The organism is Rothia sp. HMSC072E10 (genome assembly GCF_001813965.1).
GTDB classification, from domain to species: Bacteria; Actinomycetota; Actinomycetes; order Actinomycetales; family Micrococcaceae; genus Rothia; species Rothia mucilaginosa_A.
Window position 1 is genome coordinate 116,160 of sequence record NZ_KV814488.1, and the last position, 17,387, is coordinate 133,546.

Annotated in this window: 15 protein-coding genes; all 15 read left to right on the forward strand. The window is 65.2% G+C overall.

Annotated features, from left to right (window positions below; all coding sequences use genetic code 11):
* Positions 1 to 79: 79 nt before the first annotated feature.
* Positions 80 to 1,912 (forward strand): proline--tRNA ligase, encoded by a 1,833-nt coding sequence (locus HMPREF2944_RS03790; protein ID WP_070680642.1) that lies wholly within the window; start codon positions 80 to 82, stop codon positions 1,910 to 1,912.
* Positions 1,913 to 1,914: 2 nt separating this feature from the next.
* Entirely contained in the window at positions 1,915 to 2,586 is a 672-nt protein-coding gene (rimP, locus tag HMPREF2944_RS03795) for a ribosome maturation factor RimP (protein ID WP_070648937.1), read from the forward strand.
* A 109-nt stretch (positions 2,587 to 2,695) separates the two neighbouring features.
* A complete protein-coding gene (nusA, locus tag HMPREF2944_RS03800; RefSeq protein ID WP_070680645.1) occupies positions 2,696 to 3,802 on the forward strand; it encodes a transcription termination factor NusA in 1,107 nt (368 codons plus the stop codon).
* Between the two features lie 235 nt (positions 3,803 to 4,037).
* Positions 4,038 to 4,397, forward strand: a complete 360-nt coding sequence (locus tag HMPREF2944_RS03805; protein WP_049332798.1) for a YlxR family protein — start codon at positions 4,038 to 4,040, stop codon at positions 4,395 to 4,397.
* Between the two features lie 200 nt (positions 4,398 to 4,597).
* Positions 4,598 to 7,405, forward strand: a complete 2,808-nt coding sequence (gene infB / locus HMPREF2944_RS03810; protein ID WP_070680649.1) for a translation initiation factor IF-2 — start codon at positions 4,598 to 4,600, stop codon at positions 7,403 to 7,405.
* 261 nt (positions 7,406 to 7,666) lie between these two features.
* Positions 7,667 to 8,107: a 30S ribosome-binding factor RbfA gene (gene rbfA, locus HMPREF2944_RS03815; RefSeq protein WP_049332795.1), complete on the forward strand. Its 441-nt coding sequence runs from the start codon at positions 7,667 to 7,669 to the stop codon at positions 8,105 to 8,107.
* Positions 8,108 to 9,199 (forward strand): tRNA pseudouridine(55) synthase TruB, encoded by a 1,092-nt coding sequence (truB, locus tag HMPREF2944_RS03820; protein WP_070680652.1) that lies wholly within the window; start codon positions 8,108 to 8,110, stop codon positions 9,197 to 9,199. It abuts the gene before it with no gap.
* Between the two features lie 163 nt (positions 9,200 to 9,362).
* Entirely contained in the window at positions 9,363 to 10,139 is a 777-nt protein-coding gene (locus tag HMPREF2944_RS03825; protein ID WP_070680656.1) for a DUF4345 domain-containing protein, read from the forward strand.
* A gap of 164 nt (positions 10,140 to 10,303) precedes the next feature.
* Positions 10,304 to 11,344: a bifunctional riboflavin kinase/FAD synthetase gene (locus HMPREF2944_RS03830; protein ID WP_070680659.1), complete on the forward strand. Its 1,041-nt coding sequence runs from the start codon at positions 10,304 to 10,306 to the stop codon at positions 11,342 to 11,344.
* Between the two features lie 168 nt (positions 11,345 to 11,512).
* On the forward strand, positions 11,513 to 11,971 hold the full coding sequence (locus HMPREF2944_RS03835; protein WP_049332787.1) for an S-ribosylhomocysteine lyase: 459 nt from the start codon (positions 11,513 to 11,515) through the stop codon (positions 11,969 to 11,971).
* A complete protein-coding gene (mtnN, locus tag HMPREF2944_RS03840; protein ID WP_049346335.1) occupies positions 11,971 to 12,870 on the forward strand; it encodes a 5'-methylthioadenosine/S-adenosylhomocysteine nucleosidase in 900 nt (299 codons plus the stop codon). Before HMPREF2944_RS03835 ends, mtnN begins: the two co-directional genes overlap by 1 nt.
* Before the next feature lie 220 nt (positions 12,871 to 13,090).
* The gene (locus HMPREF2944_RS03845; RefSeq protein ID WP_049341701.1) at positions 13,091 to 13,429 is read left to right on the forward strand and encodes a hypothetical protein; all 339 of its coding nucleotides are present in this window, start codon (positions 13,091 to 13,093) and stop codon (positions 13,427 to 13,429) included.
* Positions 13,430 to 13,660: 231 nt separating this feature from the next.
* Positions 13,661 to 15,061 carry an amino acid permease gene (locus HMPREF2944_RS03850; RefSeq protein ID WP_049332782.1) on the forward strand — a complete coding sequence of 467 codons (1,401 nt, stop codon included), beginning with the start codon at positions 13,661 to 13,663 and terminating at the stop codon, positions 15,059 to 15,061.
* Positions 15,062 to 15,328: 267 nt separating this feature from the next.
* On the forward strand, positions 15,329 to 15,598 hold the full coding sequence (gene rpsO / locus HMPREF2944_RS03855) for a 30S ribosomal protein S15 (protein ID WP_049332781.1): 270 nt from the start codon (positions 15,329 to 15,331) through the stop codon (positions 15,596 to 15,598).
* A gap of 405 nt (positions 15,599 to 16,003) precedes the next feature.
* The coding region (locus HMPREF2944_RS03860; protein ID WP_083313065.1) for a polyribonucleotide nucleotidyltransferase at positions 16,004 to 17,387 on the forward strand (1,384 nt) is incomplete at its 3' end.

The window sequence follows — 17,387 nt, forward strand, 5'->3', positions numbered from 1 at the left end:
ACGACTGTGCCCTCCGGCGGGCGTGCCGCCCGTGCGAGAGGCACCCAGACTTCACCTACCGACCTTTTCAAGGAGAATCGTGGTACTTCGCCTTTCCAATCTCTTCGTGCGCACCCTGCGCGAGGATCCCGTAGATGCCGAGGTCGCCAGCCACAAGCTGCTGGTTCGCGCCGGTTACATTCGCCGAGCCGCTCCCGGCGTGTACACCTGGCTGCCCCTGGGCCTGAAGGTACTGCGCAAGGTCGAGAACATCATTCGCGAAGAGATGGATGCCATCGGCGCGCAGGAGGTGCACTTCCCCGCGCTGCTGCCCCGCGAGCCCTACGAGGCCACGAACCGCTGGGACGAGTACGGCGATAACCTCTTCCGCCTCAAGGACCGCAAGGGCGCCGACATGCTACTGGCCCCCACCCACGAGGAAATGTTCACCCTGCTGGTCAAGGACCTGTACTCCTCCTACAAGGACCTGCCGGTCTACCTGTACCAGATTCAGACCAAGTACCGCGACGAGGCGCGCCCCCGTGCCGGCCTGCTGCGCGGCCGCGAGTTCGTCATGAAGGACTCCTACTCCTTCAACATCGACGACGAGGGCCTGAACGAGGCGTACATGGCTCACCGCGCCGCATACCAGCGCATCTTCAAGCGCCTGGGCCTGGAGATCGTCATCGTGACCGCACAGTCCGGTGCGATGGGCGGCTCCCGTAGCGAGGAGTTCCTGCACCCGACCCCCATCGGTGAGGACACCTTCGTGCGTTCGGCCGGCGGCTACGCGGCAAACGTCGAGGCCGTGACCACCGTGGTTCCCGAGGAAATCGAGATCACCGAGTCCACCCCGGCGGCAATCGTTGTGGATACCCCCGATTCCGCAACCATCGAGACTCTCGTCGAGCGCATGAACGAGCTGCACTCCGAGAAGCTCGAGGGCACCCTGGAAGCCTCCCAGACCCTCAAGTGCTTCCTCGGCACCGTCATCACCCCCTCCGGCGAGCGCAAGGTCTTCGCCGTGGGCGTTCCCGGCGACCGCTCCGTGGACCTGGGCCGCGTCGAGGTCAACATCGGCGCGCTGCTGGGCATCGGCGGCGAGGTCGAGGTTGAGGCTGCCAGCGAGGAGGACCTGAAGGCCTACCCGCAGCTGGTCAAGGGCTACGTTGGCCCCGGCCTGAGCCTGGATACGCCCCTGCTTGGCGCGCACTCCGAAGACGAGGACGCCGCGGCTTCCGCAACCGGCATCCCCTTCTTCGTGGACCCGCGCGTGGTACGCGGTACCCGCTGGGTGACCGGCGCAAACGAAGAGGGCAAGCACGTGGTGAACCTGGTCTTCGGCCGCGACTTCACCGCCGACGGCGTGCTGGAGGCCTGCGAGGTGCGCGAGGGTGACCCGGCACCGGACGGCTCCGGCGAGCTGGTGGCAGCCCGCGGTATCGAGATGGGTCACATCTTCCAGCTGGGCCGCAAGTACGCAGAGTCCCTGGGCCTGAAGGTTCTGGACCAGAACGGCAAGCTGCAGACCGTGACCATGGGCTCCTACGGCGTGGGCGTGACCCGCGCGCTGGGTGCCGTCGCCGAGGGCAACCACGACGAGAAGGGCCTGATCTGGCCGCGCAACCTGGCCCCGGCCGACGTGCACATCGTCGTCACCGGCAAGGATGAGGCTTCTCACTCCTACGCCGACGAGCTGAGCGCCTCCCTCGAGGCCGCCGGCGTGCAGGTTCTGCTGGACGACCGCCCCAAGACCAGCCCCGGCGTGAAGTTCGGCGACGCCGAGTTGCTGGGCGTTCCGACCATCCTGGTGATTGGCCGCGGCTTCAAGGACGGCGTGCTCGAGCTGAAGGACCGCCGTAGCGGCGAGGCTCGCGAGGTGTCCGCTGAGAACGCGGTGGCCGAGGTCATCGCAGAGGTCAAGGGAGAATAACCGTGGCGTACAAGCCGAAGCGTTCCGGAACCAAGAAGAGCGCCCCCAATGCGCGCGCTCGCCGCGCAGCATCCCGCGCCGCGAACGGTGTGAACACCTCGCGCACCCGCGCCGAGCGTGAGCCCGTGGTGGATGCGCCGGTGCGCGTGGGCACCCGCGCGATCCGCGAGGAGGAGGTCGCCGAGGCGATTGCCCCCGTCCTCGAGGAGTTCTCGCTCGTGCTGGAGGGCCTGAAGATTTCGGGCCCGGCCGCCAACCGCACCGTGAAGATTACGGTGGACTACACCGCCGAACGTACCGATTCGCTGTCTCTGGATTCCCTCGCGGAGATTTCCGGTGCGATTTCGGGTGCTCTCGATCGTGCGGATGCGAACGACGAGTTCTTCCCCTACGAGCTGGAGGTCTCCTCGCCGGGCGCAACCCGCCCGCTGAAGGAGCGCCGCCACTGGGAGCGCGCCCGCACCCGCCTGGTTGCGGTCACCGCACCCGACGGCACCGAGTACCTGGCCCGCCTCCTCGAGGTGCAGGACGAGGGCCCGGTCCTGGCGCGTAAGAAGAACACCAAAAAGGGGCAGAAGGAGTCGTACCACGAACCGGCTTTGGTTGCGTGGGAAAATATCGGTTCTGCGCATGTCGAAATTGACTTCAATTCTCCGGTTGAACCGGTAGAATAGAGACACTAAAGCTCTAGGCACGGGCTGTTCCGTGCCGGGTATATACCGTTCGGGAGCCGGGGCGCGGAGAGCGTCCCGGCGCCGTGCTAACTGGGAAAGGCTGAAAAGCGTGGAGGATATTAAAACTATTGACCTGGGCGCACTGCGCGCATTGGCGAAGCAGCGCTCTCTCGTCATGGAGGAGCTCTTCACCCTGGTTGAGAACGCCCTGCTGCTCGCGTACCTGAAGCAGCCCGGCGCCATCAAGGGTTCGCGTGCCGTCATCGACCGCACCACCGGCGAGTTCGTGATTCTCGCCCCGGAGCTCGATGAGAACAACCAGAAGATTGACGAGTTCGACGACACCCCGAACAACTTTGGCCGTATCGCCGCCGCCACCGTGCGCCAGGTGCTGTCCCAGCGTCTGCGCGACGCCGAGGACGCCTCCGTGCTGGGCGAGTTCAAGGACCGCGAGGGCACCCTGGTGTCCGGCGTGGTTCAGCAGGGCAACAACCCCCGCATGGTCCAGGTCGACCTGGGCACCGTCGAGGCCGTTCTGCCCGGTAACGAGCAGGTTCCCGGCGAGAAGTACCCGCACGGCACCCGCCTGCGCGCCTACCTGGTGGAGGCACGCCGCGGCCCCAAGGGCCCCTCGATCGTGATTTCCCGTTCGCACCCGAACCTGGTGCTGCGCCTGTTCGAGCACGAGGTCCCCGAGATTTCCGAGGGCCTGGTCACCATTAACTCCATCGCCCGCGAGGCCGGCCACCGCTCGAAGATTGCCGTTTCGGCAAAGAACCCGACCATCAACGCTAAGGGTGCCTGCATCGGCGATATGGGCGCCCGCGTGCGCGCCGTGGCCGCCGAGCTGAACGACGAGAAGATCGACATTGTTGACTACTCGACCGACCCGGCAACCTTCATTGCTGCGGCGCTGTCCCCGGCCAAGGTCACCGAGGTAATCATCGCGAACCCGCGCGAGTACTCCGCCCGTGCCGTGGTGCCGGATGACCAGCTATCCCTGGCTATCGGTCGCGAGGGTCAGAACGCCCGCCTGGCCGCGAAGCTGACCGGCTGGCGCATCGACATTCTCTCCGAATCGAAGTACGCCCAGGTGCGTGCCGAGGAAGAGGTCGCCGCACGCGTGGCACGTAGCCTCGCCGAGGAAGCCGCCGCCGAGCAGGCCGGTGAAGAGGCAGAGGTAACAGCCGTTGAGGCGGCCGCCGACGCCGAGTAAGGCAGACTAGCATCCGTCCGCGTAAACCGCGGAGGGGAGGTAGGCGCAGGGCGCCGGGGGAGACCCCGCGCCCTGCGCCTACCTCACATTTTTACCCACAAAAATCAAAAACGGGATACACTATTAAGATGTGCCGGAACACACCGGACGCTCTCGCGCGCCCTGGATTCGCTCCGGCCCAGGCATTAAACGCGCATCGTATCGGGCTCCGACAGAACATAAGGAGGGCAGAGCCGTGACCCAACCGGTCCCCAGCGACGCCTCCGCTCAGCCGGAACCCCCGATTCGCACCTGCGTTGGGTGCCGCACTCGCGATGAACGGCGAAATCTGCTGCGCATCGTGAGCGTTCAGCCCGCCTCCGATGAGGCCGGCACCCCGCGATATCTACCCGATACCGCGGGAACGATGCCCGGGCGAGGCGCTTGGATTCACCCGAGCGAAGCGTGCGTGGCCGCTCTTGAGAAGAAGAACGGCCTGGCCCGCGCCTTCAAGAGGGCGGTACCCGCCGCCGCGTTGAAGGCCTGCTGCGAGCAGATTCGAGCCGTCCTGACGGCGCGCGAGTCCTCGCCAGAAGCCGCACCCGGCACCGTATAGCCCCTGTTAGTCAACGAGTTTGACGACTTCTTATCTGAAAGCGAGTCAGAAAACTGATGGATATCTAATGAGTGCCGCGAAATGAGTACCTTCCCGTGCTCACCCACCGGTAACTTCACGAATTGGCGCGCCCCTCGGCGCGCACCCCGTATACATTAGAGTCCGCACCTATCCCGGTGCGGACCGGGATAGGAGAAAATTTGGCTCAGCCTCGAGTACACGAGTTTGCTAAAGAGGTAGGCGTACCTTCCAAGGAAGTTATCGCCAAGCTCAAGGAGATGGGCGAGTTCGTTAAGAGCTCCTCCTCCACCCTGAACCCCATGGTGCTGAAGAAGCTGCGCGCGGCGTACCCCGCCAAGCAGTCCGCTCCCGCGGCAGAGGCTAAGGCAGCGAAGCCGGCTCCCAAGCCGGCCGCGAAGCCCGCCGCCGCAAAGCCGGCAGCACCCAAGCCCGCAGCCGCACAGTCGGCCCCCAAGCCCGCAGCGAAGCCCGGCGCCAAGCCGGCCGCTCCGAAGCCGGCCGCAAAGTCTGCAGCACCCAAGCCCGGTGGCCCCCGCCCCGGCAACAACCCCTTTGCCCCGCAGCAGGGTATGGCCCGCCCCGAGGCCGCTCCGAAGCCGGCAGCACCCAAGCCTGCCGCTCCGAAGCCCGGCCCCAAGCCCGGCCCGCGCCCCGGCAACAACCCCTTCGCACCCCAGCAGGGCATGAAGCGCAATGGTGGCGACTCGCAGCGTTCAGGCGGTCCCCGCCCGGCACGTAACGGTCGTCCCGGTGGTAACGATGGCCCCCGTCCCGCGGGCGGCGCACGTCCCGGTGGTAACGGCGGTCCGCGTCCCTCCGGTGGCGCACGTCCCGGTGGTAACGGCGGTCCCCGTCCCGCCGGTGGCGCACGTCCCGGTGCACAGCGTTCCTCCGGTGGTGCACGCCCGAACCCCTCGATGATGCCGAAGGTATCCAACGTTGGTGGCGGCGCATCCGGCTCTAACAACGGTGGCGGTAACGGCGGCGGCGCACGTCGCGGTAACGGCGGCTTCAACCGCGGTCCGGGTCGTCCCGGCCCCGGCGGCCGCGGCAACGCCCAGGGCGCATTCGGTCGCGGTGGCTCCAAGCGTAAGGGCCGCAAGTCCAAGGCAGCTCGCCGCCATGAGCAGGAACAGCTGAACGCACCGGCACCCGGTGGCGTGGTTGTTCCTCGCGGCGACGGCTCGACCGAGATTCGTCTGCGCCGCGGCGCGTCCATCATGGACTTCGCCGAGAAGATTGGCGCAAACCCGGCCTCGCTGATTACGGTGCTCTTCCACCTGGGCGAGATGGCTACCCAGACTCAGTCCCTCGACGAGGACACCTTCGAGCTGCTGGGCGCCGAGCTGGGCTACGTCATCAAGATTGTGTCCCCCGAGGACGAGGAGCGCGAGCTGCTCGAGTCCTTCGACATCAACCTCGAAGCAGAGCTTGAGGCTGAGGGCGAGGACGTTCTCGAGATTCGTCCCCCGGTCGTGACCGTCATGGGTCACGTCGACCACGGTAAGACCCGCCTGCTGGACGCTATCCGCCACACCAACGTTATCGAGGGTGAGGCCGGCGGCATTACCCAGCACATCGGTGCGTACCAGGTCCACACCACCGTCGAGGGCGAAGACCGCGCCATCACCTTCATCGATACCCCCGGCCACGAGGCGTTCACCGCTATGCGTGCCCGCGGTGCGAAGGTCACCGACGTGGCCATCCTCGTGGTCGCAGCGGATGACGGCGTGATGCCCCAGACCGTTGAGGCACTGAACCACGCCCAGGCAGCTAACGTGCCGATCGTGGTTGCCGTGAACAAGATCGATAAGGAAGGCGCGTCCCCGGACAAGATCCGTGGCCAGCTGACCGAGTACGGTCTGATCCCCGAAGAGTACGGTGGCGACACCATGTTCGTGGACGTCTCCGCACGTAACGGCACCAACATCGACGAGCTGCTGGAGGCGGTCACCCTGACCGCCGACGTGCTCGAGCTGACCGCTAACCCGAACAAGGAAGCCCGCGGCGTGGCCATCGAGGCCAACCTGGACAAGGGCCGCGGTGCGGTTTCCACCGTCCTGGTTCAGTCCGGTACCCTGCGCGTTGGCGACGCTATCGTTGCCGGTGTGGCACACGGCCGCGTCCGTGCAATGTTCGACGAGAACGGCCAGGCCGTGAAGGAAGCCGGCCCCTCCCGCCCCGTGCAGGTGCTGGGTCTGTCCACCGTGCCGCGCGCAGGTGACACCTTCCTCTCCACCGAGGAAGAGCGCACCGCCCGCCAGATCGCTGAGAAGCGTGAGGCAGCCGACCGTAACGCCCAGCTGGCTAAGCGTCGCAAGCGCGTCACCCTGGAGTCCTTCGACGCCGCCGTGGCCGAGGGCAAGATGGATACCCTGAACCTGATCATCAAGGGTGACGTCTCCGGTGCCGTGGAAGCACTGGAAGAGTCCCTGATGAAGATCGACGCCGGTGGCGACGAGGTTCAGCTGCGCGTCATCCACCGCGGTGTGGGTGCTATTACCCAGAACGACGTGAACCTGGCAACCGTGGACAACGCGGTCATCATCGGCTTCAACGTCCGCCCGGCAGAGCGCGTGGCCGAGCTGGCCGACCGCGAGGGTGTCGAGATGAAGTTCTACTCGGTCATCTACCGTGCGATCGAAGACATCGAGCAGGCCGTCAAGGGTATGCTCAAGCCCGAATACGAGGAAGTGGAGCTCGGCTCGGCAGAGATCCGCGAGGTCTTCCGCTCCTCCAAGTGGGGCAACATCGCAGGTTCGATCGTCAAGAACGGCATCATCAAGCGCAACGCCAAGGCACGCCTGGTGCGCGACGGCTCCGTGGTGGCAGACAACCTCACCATCGAGTCGCTGCGTCGCTTCAAGGACGACGCTACCGAGGTGCGTGAAGGCTTCGAGTGCGGTATTGGCCTCGGCTCCTTCAACGACATCAAGGAAGGCGATATTATCGAGACCTGGGAGATGCGCGAGAAGCCGCGCGTCTAAGGCTCCCATGCTGATGCGCCCGTGACCCGCACCCCGCCCGCAGGTACCCGGTTCCGTGACCGGAGGCCCGCGAGCGGGGGGAGCGGGGGCGGGCGCTTTCCGCATCCTGCCCCCAACCCATAGAATTTTTGTATCTAGAATTCCCTCCTCGAGATACCGACATCTCGAGGCGACCGCCCACCCCGCTTCGAAATCCACCGGAACCAACCGGAACCAACCGGGGCCCGGGCGGCCCCATCAACCGCAGACAAGGAGAAACACATGGCTGACGCAGCCCGCGCGGCACGACTTGCAGACCGCATCAAGGTCATCGTGGCGAAGGCCCTCGAGCGCCGAGTGAAGGACCCCCGCCTCGGTTTCGTGACCGTCACCGATGCCCGCGTGACCAACGACCTGCAGCACGCAACCATTTACTACACGGTGCTCGGCTCCGAAGAGGACGCCGCCAACACCAAGAAGGCCCTCGAATCGGCTAAGGGTATTCTGCGTTCGGAGGTGGGTAAGAACATCACCGCGCGCCTGACCCCGACCCTGACCTTCGTGGCCGACGAGGTGCCCGAGAACGCCTTCCACATTGAGTCCCTGCTGCGCGAGACCCGCGAGCGCGACGCCAAGCTGGCCGCCGCCGCCGAGGGCGCGCAGTACGCCGGCGACGCCGACCCCTACAAGAAGGACGAGGACGAAGCGGACGAGGACGCCTAAGTGGCCAAGAAGCAGCCCCAGGGCCCCTCGGGCCTGATGGTTATCGATAAGCCCGCCGGGATGAGCAGCCACGACGTGGTTTCGCGGATGCGCCGCATCTCCGGAACCCGACGGGTCGGCCACGCCGGTACCCTGGATCCGGCCGCGACCGGTGTGCTGATTCTGGGCGTGAATAAGGCGACGAAGCTGCTGACCTACCTGGTGGGCCAGGACAAGACCTACGACGCCACGATTCGCCTGGGCATCGAGACGCTGACCGAGGACGCCGAGGGCGAGCACACCGCCGCCCACCCCGAGGCCGTGGAGGCCCTGACCGCCATGGGCCCCGAGCAGATGCGTGCGCGCATCCTGGAGGCGGTGGCCGGCCTGCGCGGTGACATCATGCAGGTTCCCTCCGCGGTGTCCGCCATCAAGATTAACGGGGTGCGTTCCTACGCGCGCGTGCGCGGCGGCGAGGAGGTTGAGCTTCCCGCCCGCCCGGTGACCATCAGCGAGTTCACGGTACATTCCGTAACTGCCGGTTTCGCCGAGTACGTCGTCGAGGACCCCGAGGGGGAGCACGCGGCGACCTCGGTTCCCGTCGTGGACTGCGAGGTCACGGTTTCGTGCTCTTCGGGCACCTATATTCGTGCCCTGGCCCGTGATTTGGGTAAGGCCCTGGGCACTGGCGGTCACCTGACGGCGCTGCGCCGAACCCGCGTGGGCGCGGTGCACCTGCAGGATGCGGCCGACCTGGCCGAGCTGACGGCGCGCCGCGAGGCCTCCGAGGGGCCCCTCGAGGACCTGCCCCTGCTACCGCTGGAAGAGGCCGCCCGCCGTATTTTCGGGGCCCGCGAGCTCAGTGCAGCCGAGGCGAGCGATATCTCCTACGGGCGGCGCATCGCCCCCAGCGGCGATGGCACCGTGGTCAAGCGTTCCGCCCACGCGAGCCCCGACGAGCAGGGCGCGATTCAGCACGCCAGCGTCGAGGGTATCGTGGCGGGTTTTGCCCCTGACGGCACCCTGGTGGCCCTGCTGGAGAACAAGAAGCAGCGCGGGAAGGTGCAGGCCGCCCCGGTGCTGGTTTTTGAGGCAAACCGCTCCTTCGACTAGGAAACTTATCCTAGGGAGCTTATCCTAGAGCGCCTATCGGATAGCTCGCCTTTCGACGCCTCCCCGCTCACTCGGGGAACCCCTCACACTCGGGGCCAGGCCCCTACACACAGCCAAACACTCGCAGACGCCCCGCGTGGGGCGCCCAACTCAAGGAGAGAACATGAGCGAGAACCTGACGCCCTCCGAGCGTAACGTCTCGAAGGCCGCCGCAGAAAAGGCCGCAGAGCGCGAGGCCGCGCAGAAGACCTCGCAGGCCGAACCGCACACCGCCCCGGTTCCCCAGGTGAAGGGCACCGTCGGTGCCGCCGATCAGGAGACCAATATTTCGGCGGCGAAGGCTCCCGAGGGCGTGCGCGTGAGCCCTTCGGCCTCCGCGAAGCCCACCGCCTCCAAGGCCGAGAAGAAGGCAGACAAGAAGGCCGAGAAGAAGGCGACCCGCGAGGCTTTCGCCCGTCCCAAGAGTATTGAGGAGGCGGCTAAGCCTCAGAACCGTGCGGCGTTCCGTGCGGCCGTGGCCCTGTACGGCCTGTTCATGATTGCCTACGGCCTGTGGCAGGTCTTCGGCGGTGTGTCGGCCGTGCCCGACGCCCCGACCGATTTCGCTAACTCCTCGGTGCAGTCGAACTACGTCTTCTTCGCCTCGACCTACGTGGGTGTGGGCCTCTCCTTCGTGTTCATCGCCCTGAAGTTCAAGTGGGTGAACATGCTGGCCTTCTCGTGCCTGGTGGTGTTCCTGGGCGGCGTGGGCCGCATCCTGTCCTGGGTGAACTTCGGCACTCCGAACTGGATTCTTATCGTGCTGATGGTGACCGAGCTGGTCATCCCGCCCTGCCTGCTGGTGTGGTACGGCTGGATCAACAAGTCCAACGCAATCCGCCAGGAGATGCTTAACGCATCCCGAACCCAGCCCGCCGCGGCTGCCAAGGGCCGCAAGTAGGCTCGTATGCGCCCGGGAGGGCCCCGAGAGGGGCTCGTCCCGGGCTTTTTCGGGGCGCTTGCCGAGCCCCCGTTCCATTCTCTAGCGATGAGTGCCCGCTAATTCTTCATCCTGCCGCCCGTGGTCTAGGATGGAGAGGTACATTTAACTTTTCAGGAGAGCCCGTGACCCTCTACACCGCTTTGAGCGACGTCCCCGCCGGCTATGGCCCCTCGGTCGTGACCATCGGCAACTTTGACGGCGTGCACCGTGGGCACGCCCGCGTGATTTCACGCGTGGTGTCCCTCGCTGAGGAGCACGGTCTGCGCTCCATCGCGGTCTCGTTCGACCCGCACCCCATTCAGGTGCACCGCCCCGAGGTGGCCCACCACGACATCATGGGCCAGGGCACTCGCCGCCACTACATGTGCCTGCTGGGCCTGGAGGACTACCTGCTGCTGCACTACAGCCTGGAGTTTGCGCAGCAGACCCCCGAGGAGTTCGTGAAGACCACCTTCGTGGACGGCCTCAATGCCCGCTACGTGGTGATTGGCGACGACGTGCGCTTTGGCCGCAACAACTCGGGCGACCTGAACACGATGCGTGAGCTGGGGGAGAAGTACGGCTTCGAGGTCGTGGTCGTGGAGGACCTCATGGTGGACGAGAACACCCGCTGCTCCTCGACGCGCATCCGCCAGCTGTTGCTGGAGGGCGACATGCCGGCCGCGACCGAGCTGTTGGGCCGCCACCACATGATGGCCGGCGAGGTCGTGCACGGTCTGGCGCGTGGTCGCGAACTGGGCTTCCCGACCGCGAACCTGGACTTTGAGGCGCGAGGCCTGCTGCCCGCGGACGGCGTGTACGCCGGCTGGCTCGTGGATGAGGCGGGTACCCGCCACCCCTCCGCCATTTCGGTGGGTACGAACCCGACCTTTGACGGCATCGAGCACCGCCAGGTGGAGGCGCACGTGATCGACCGCCCCGAGGAACGCGTGGAAGACTTCAACCTGTACGGTCAGCACGTGCTCATCGAGTTCGTGAAGCGACTTCGCCCCATGGTGGCCTACACCGGCGTGGAGGCGCTGATCGAGCAGATTAACGATGACGTGGCCAAGACCCGCGAGGTGCTGGCGGAGGACGCGAAGACCTACCGCCCGCCGGAGCGTTCCGTGCGGGCCGAAAAGGATTCCGAGAAGAAGTCCGAGACGGAGAGTCTCGAGGCGTAGGCTGCGGGTCGCATCCGGCACCTCACGCGTAGAACGCTTGAACCCCGGCGGCAGGTTTCGTACCTGCCGCCGGGGTTTGTCGTACCCGCATGGCCCCGGTGCTCAAGCGTTCTCAGCCCCTCGCGAGCCCGGGGACGCGAAACGGCAAAGTTAAGAGAAGATAGAGTCATGGAAAAAATGAACGTCGAATCCTTCAACCTTGACCACCGTGCCGTTAAGGCCCCCTACGTGCGCATCGCCGACCGTAAGGTGCTGCCCGGTGGCGACACCCTCATCAAGTACGATATCCGCTTCACCCAGCCGAACACCGCGCACCTGGAGATGCCGACCGTGCACTCCATCGAGCATCTGAGCGCCGAGCACATGCGCAACCACACCGACCGCCTGATTGATTTCTCCCCGATGGGTTGCCAGACCGGCTTCTACGCGCTGACCCTGGGCCTGGAGCCCGAGGAGTTCTTCCCGATTCTGGAGGCAACCCTCAACGACATCCTCAACGCGACCGAGGTTCCGGCGGCGAACGAGGTGCAGTGCGGTTGGGGCGCCAACCACACCCTCGAGGGTGCGCAGGCTGCGGCCCGCGAGTTCCTCGCGGCACGCGATGAGTGGGCGCAGGTGATGGCGTAGTGAGCGAGCAGATTCCCGAGGCCTTCACCGCCGCCTTCAACCCGGTGGACTTTGACCCGAACGCTTTTGACCCGGCTGAGGCGTTCAACAGCATGTTTGAGCTGATGGACGGCATGTCCAACGCCATCATCATTCAGGTTGCCATGGACGAGGAGCTCGCACCCTTCCTGAAGGTGACCGAGGAGCTGCAGCCCTCCTTCACCGAGGGTGCGGCGGTATTCCATCCGCGTTACCTGCAGGTGGGCGAGGACCAGGTGCCCCTGCTGCTGGTTCGTTCCAAGATTGGTCTGGTGAACGCGGCGAGCGCCGTCACCGAGGCGATTAGCTACGCCTCAAACTGCCTGGGCGTCATTAGCGCAGGTACCGCCGGTGGCCTGGCGCGCGGCATTAACGTGGGCGACGTGCTGATTGGCGAGAACTACACCTACACTGACGCGGACGCGACCGCGTTCGGTTACGCGCGCGGCCAGGTTCCGGGCATGCCCGAAAGCTACGACGGCCAGGCGGACGAGTGGCAGGATGCCCTGGAGCACGCCCTGGCCGCCCTGGAGCCTGCGCGCACCGCCGAGAAGGCCGAGGGCTCGTGGCAGGTGCGCCGCGGCCAGATGCTTGCGGGCAACTCCTTCGTGACCGCCCACAACGTGAAGGACACCCGTGAGGCCTTCGAGGGCGCCATCAGCACCGACATGGAGACCACCGCCATTGCGCAGGTCTGCCACAACTACGAGATTCCGTTTATCGGGGTGCGTTGCGTGTCTGATCTGTGCGGCCCGGAGGCCGATCAGGACTTCCACCTCTCCGTGGATGTTGTGGCCCCCCGCTCGGCGCGTTACGCCCTGCAGCTGGCCGCAGAGCTGTGGACTGAGGCCGAGCTGGAGGACCTGGAGCTGGCTCTCTAAAGCTCTAGAGCATGCGGCACGATGTGAGCTCGCATGCGGCAAGTGCCGGGGCGTGAACCTGACGGGTTTGCGCCCCGGTTCTTTTGTGCCGGTATTTTTGTACTGGTCCTTTTGCGTCCCAGTCTTTTTGCGATCAGGCACCTGATGTATCCGGTCCGTAAGAAATGCAGAAATATTAACCGCGGTGAATATACATTCTGTGTGTCGTGGAGTACTATGAATGAGGAAACTATCCGATCTCACAGAGGAGTATGTCGTGAAGTTCTGCCCGACTCTCGCCTCCGTCACCGGTCTGCTCGGTGGCTACAAGGTTGCATCTAGCACCGGCATCCGCCCGCTCGGTGGCGCTGTCCTGGCACTGTGCGGTGCCGTGGCTTACAAGAATTGGAAGCGTAAGGCTGGCGCAGGCCGTGCCACCTTCCTCACCGCTGTCTACCTCGGCGCGTTCGGCGCCGCTCATCCGCTCGCCAAGAAGCTTGGCGCGTGGCCTGCAGTCTACACTGTGACTGCTGCAACCGCTCTGTGCTCTATCGTCATTGGACGTAAGCGACAGAAGTAGTCTTTGAATAAAAGACGGCGGAAAGGCAACGTTGCCTTCCCGCCGTCTTTTGTATTCCCACCCACCGTACCGGTTGGGTGGGGATGCGACGGGGCGACGCGCGAAGGCAACACCTTCTCGCAACGCCCCATCACTCGATGGGGAGTGAATACCGCGACGTCGATCCGGCGCCGCACGTAACACGCAAGACATACCCGCCACAAGCGGGCAAACCCCACGAGGTAAAGGAAAATGGCACAAACCAACCCGACCCCGGACGCATCGGTAACGCTGAGCAGCCCCGAGAGCGGACAGCTCTCGCGAGGCCTCTCCCTGCGCCACATTATGTTCATCGCCCTCGGCTCGGCCATCGGCACGGGCCTGTTCTACGGTTCCGCCTCCGCGATTCAGCTGGCCGGCCCCTCCGTACTGCTGGCCTACGTCATCGGCGGCGCGGCGGTGTTCATGGTGATGCGCGCGATGGGTGAGCTCGCCCTGGCACACCCGGTCGCCGGCGCGTTCTCCGAGTACGCGACCCTCTACCTGGGCCGTTGGGCCGGTTTCGTGACCGGCTGGACCTACGCCCTAGAGATGGCGCTGGTGGCCGTCGCGGACGTGACCGCCTTCGCCGTGTACATGAAGTTCTGGTTCCCGAACAGTCCCTCGTGGATTTGGATTGTCTCGGTGCTGCTGATCCTGCTCGCCATTAACCTGGCGAAGGTCAAGGCCTTCGGCGAGGCAGAATTCTGGTTTACGCTCGTGAAGGTCAGCGCCATTATCGCCATGATTGTCGGCGGCATCGCCCTGCTCTTCGTGGGCGTGCAGGCGCACGAGGAAGTCGGCCCTTCGGTCACGAACCTCTGGGCCCTGGACGGCGGCTTCTTCGCGAACGGCTTTACCGGCTTCCTCGCCTGCTTCACCGTGGTGATGTTTGCCTTCGGCGGTATCGAGAACATCGGCATCGCTGCGGGGGAGGCGAAGGATCCGCGCACCTCGATTCCCAAGGCGATTCGCACGGTGCCGTTCCGCATCCTCATCTTCTACGTGCTGACTCTCTCGGTCATCATGTCCCTGTACCCCTGGTACTCGGTCTCGAAGGAGAACTCGCCGTTCGTGCAGATCTTTGAGGGCCTGGGCATCCCCGCGGCCGCTTCGATTCTGAACGTGGTCATCATTACCGCCGCCATCTCGGCCCTGAACGCCGATGTGTACGGTGCCGGCCGCATGATGTACGGTCTGGCCAAGCAGAAGCTGGCCCCCGCATCCTTCGCGAAGGTCACCAAGAACGGCGCTCCCTGGATGACCACCCTGCTCATGGTGCTGGTCATGGCGGTCGGCGTGATTGTGAACGTTCTCTTCGAGAACGCCTTTGAGGTGGTTGCCTCCCTGGCTACCTTCGCGACCGTGTTCGTGTGGGTCATGATTCTGCTGGCGCACATCGCGTTCAAGCGGGGCGGCGCGGACGCCGAGGCACAGCCGGTACGCCAGCCCCTGTGGCTGAGCTACCTGGCGTTGGCGTTCATGATTTTTATCGTGGTGCTCTTCGGCTTCTTCGCCGACACCCAGCTGGCGCTGGTGATGGGCGCACTCTGGTGCCTGTTCCTGCTGGGCTATTACCGCCTCGTGGTGGTGCGCGCTCGCGCCGCGGCGTAGGCACTCAAGCCATCGGGCACCCGGCGGTAGCGGCTGTCGGGTAGCGCCCGTGTGAACGTTCGCCTCGAAAGCCCGGCGGCCGGTAGTGTGATGAGCTACCTGCCGCCGGGCTTTTGTGCGCTCTTCCGCGAACGCGTCCCGGTAGCGTAGAATGGGAAGAACGCGTCTGCAGTCCGCAGCAGACGTCGTGTATTGAGGGCGCAAGCCCACCACCCGGCGGCAACCGTCCGTACGGGACGTATGCGGTACTAACTCTAGGAGTTAAAAGTGGCACTGGATCCCGCTATCAAGCAGGAAATCATCAAGGAATACGCAACCCACGAGGGTGACACCGGTTCGCCCGAGGTTCAGATTGCAGTTCTGTCTCGTCGTATCTCCGACCTGACCGAGCACCTGAAGTTCCACAAGCACGATCACCACTCCCGTCGCGGCCTGATGATCCTCGTTGGTCGTCGCCGCAACATGCTCGGCTACCTCAAGAGCGTCGACATCGAGCGTTACCGTTCGCTGATCGAGCGCCTGGGCCTGCGCCGATAAAACGGGAGCGTTTGACGCTTCACGCGGTGATTAACCGCCCCGCGGCGGTTCGTGCGGACGTGCTGTAGCTGTTCCTCGCCTTCTTCGTAAGGCGCGGGCGTCGGCACGTCCGTACTGCCGCGTTCGGGGGCGCTCACCCCAACCGGTCGCGGGTCGGACGGCCCGGACCGTCCGGTGGGCACACCCCACCAACCATGACAGAAAACCAGCCGCGAGCGCACACGCCGCGGTCCTCGGTAGCGAATTACGGAATAACACCCCTCAGCACATAGCGAACGGTGCGGAACTCTGCCCGGAACCGCCGGAGCCAACCGGCGCGATGACGGCGGGGGAGCGGTGCCGTGGTTTCCTATCGAAGGCCGACTCGTGCGCTACGCACCGGCTGACCAAGAGAAAGAAGGAACCGTGGAAGGTCCCGAAATCCAGTTTGCCGAAGTCGAAATCGACAACGGCATTTACGGTAAGCGCCACGTGCGCTTTGAAACCGGCCGTCTCGCCAAGCAGGCTAACGGCTCGGTGCTCGTCACCATCGATGACGAGACCACCCTGCTCTCCGCAACCGTGGTCGGCAAGTCTCCCCGCGAGGGCTTCGACTTCTTCCCGCTGACCGTGGACGTGGAAGAGCGCATGTACGCAGCCGGCAAGATCCCGGCATCCTACTTCCGCCGCGAAGGCCGCCCCAGCACCGAGGCCATTCTGGCAGCCCGCCTGATTGACCGCCCGCTGCGCCCCGCCTTCACCAAGGGCATCCGCAACGAGGTGCAGGTCGTCGTGACCGTCCTGACCTACAACCCGGACGAAATCTACAACACCTTCGCGATTAACGCGGCTTCGGCATCGACCACGCTCTCCGGTGCGCCCTTCAGCGGCCCCATCGGTGGCGTGCGCGTGGCCCTGATTGACGGCCAGTGGGTCTGCTTCCCCAAGTACTCCCAGCTCGAGAACGCCGTGTTCGACATGGCCGTGGCCGGTCGCATCGTCACCAAGGCCGACGGTACCGAAGACGTCGCCATCATGATGGTCGAGGCTGAGGCCACCGACAACTCCTGGAAGCTCATCAAGGAGGACGGCCAGACCGCCCCCACCGAAGAGGTCGTCGCTCAGGGTCTGGAGGCCGCTAAGCCCTTCATCGCCGCCCTGTGCAAGGCTCAGTCCGACCTGGCCTCCCGCGCCGGCAAGCCCGCCCTCGAGCTGCCCTTCTTCGGCGGCCACGGCGAGGACGTGGACGCAGCCGTGAAGGAATTCGCCGCAGACCGCCTGGTCGAGGTGTACTCCATCGCCGGCAAGCAGGAGCGCGAAGCCGCCGCAACCGAGCTGAAGGAAGACCTCAAGGAGGCTCTGACCGGCGAGGGCAAGGAATTCGAAGAGCGTGCAGACGAGGTCGACGTGGCATTCGCCGCCCTGACCAAGCACATCGTGCGCCAGCGCATCCTCACCGATCAGGTGCGTATCGACGGCCGCGGCCTGACCGATATCCGTCAGCTCACCGCCGAGGTTGAGGTCCTGCCCCGCGTGCACGGCTCCTCCCTCTTTGAGCGTGGCGAGACCCAGATTATGGGTATCACCACCCTGAACATGCTCAAGATGGAGCAGCAGCTGGACTCCCTGCACCCGCTCAAGTCCAAGCGCTACATCCACCACTACAACTTCCCGCCGTACTCCACCGGTGAGACCGGCCGTGTGGGTTCGCCCAAGCGCCGCGAAATCGGTCACGGCGCCCTGGCCGAGCGTGCAATCACCCCGGTGCTGCCCTCGCGCGAAGAATTCCCCTACGCTATCCGCCAGGTTT

Bases quoted from the DNA above. Each gene is read 5' to 3' on its own strand.
- HMPREF2944_RS03845 (WP_049341701.1), top strand. From the start codon at position 13,091: ATGAGGAAACTATCCGATCTCACAGAGGAGTATGTCGTGAAGTTCTGC.
- HMPREF2944_RS03835 (WP_049332787.1), top strand. From the start codon at position 11,513: ATGGAAAAAATGAACGTCGAATCCTTCAACCTTGACCACCGTGCCGTT.
- HMPREF2944_RS03850 (WP_049332782.1), top strand. From the start codon at position 13,661: ATGGCACAAACCAACCCGACCCCGGACGCATCGGTAACGCTGAGCAGC.
- HMPREF2944_RS03825 (WP_070680656.1), top strand. From the start codon at position 9,363: ATGAGCGAGAACCTGACGCCCTCCGAGCGTAACGTCTCGAAGGCCGCC.
- rbfA (WP_049332795.1), top strand. From the start codon at position 7,667: ATGGCTGACGCAGCCCGCGCGGCACGACTTGCAGACCGCATCAAGGTC.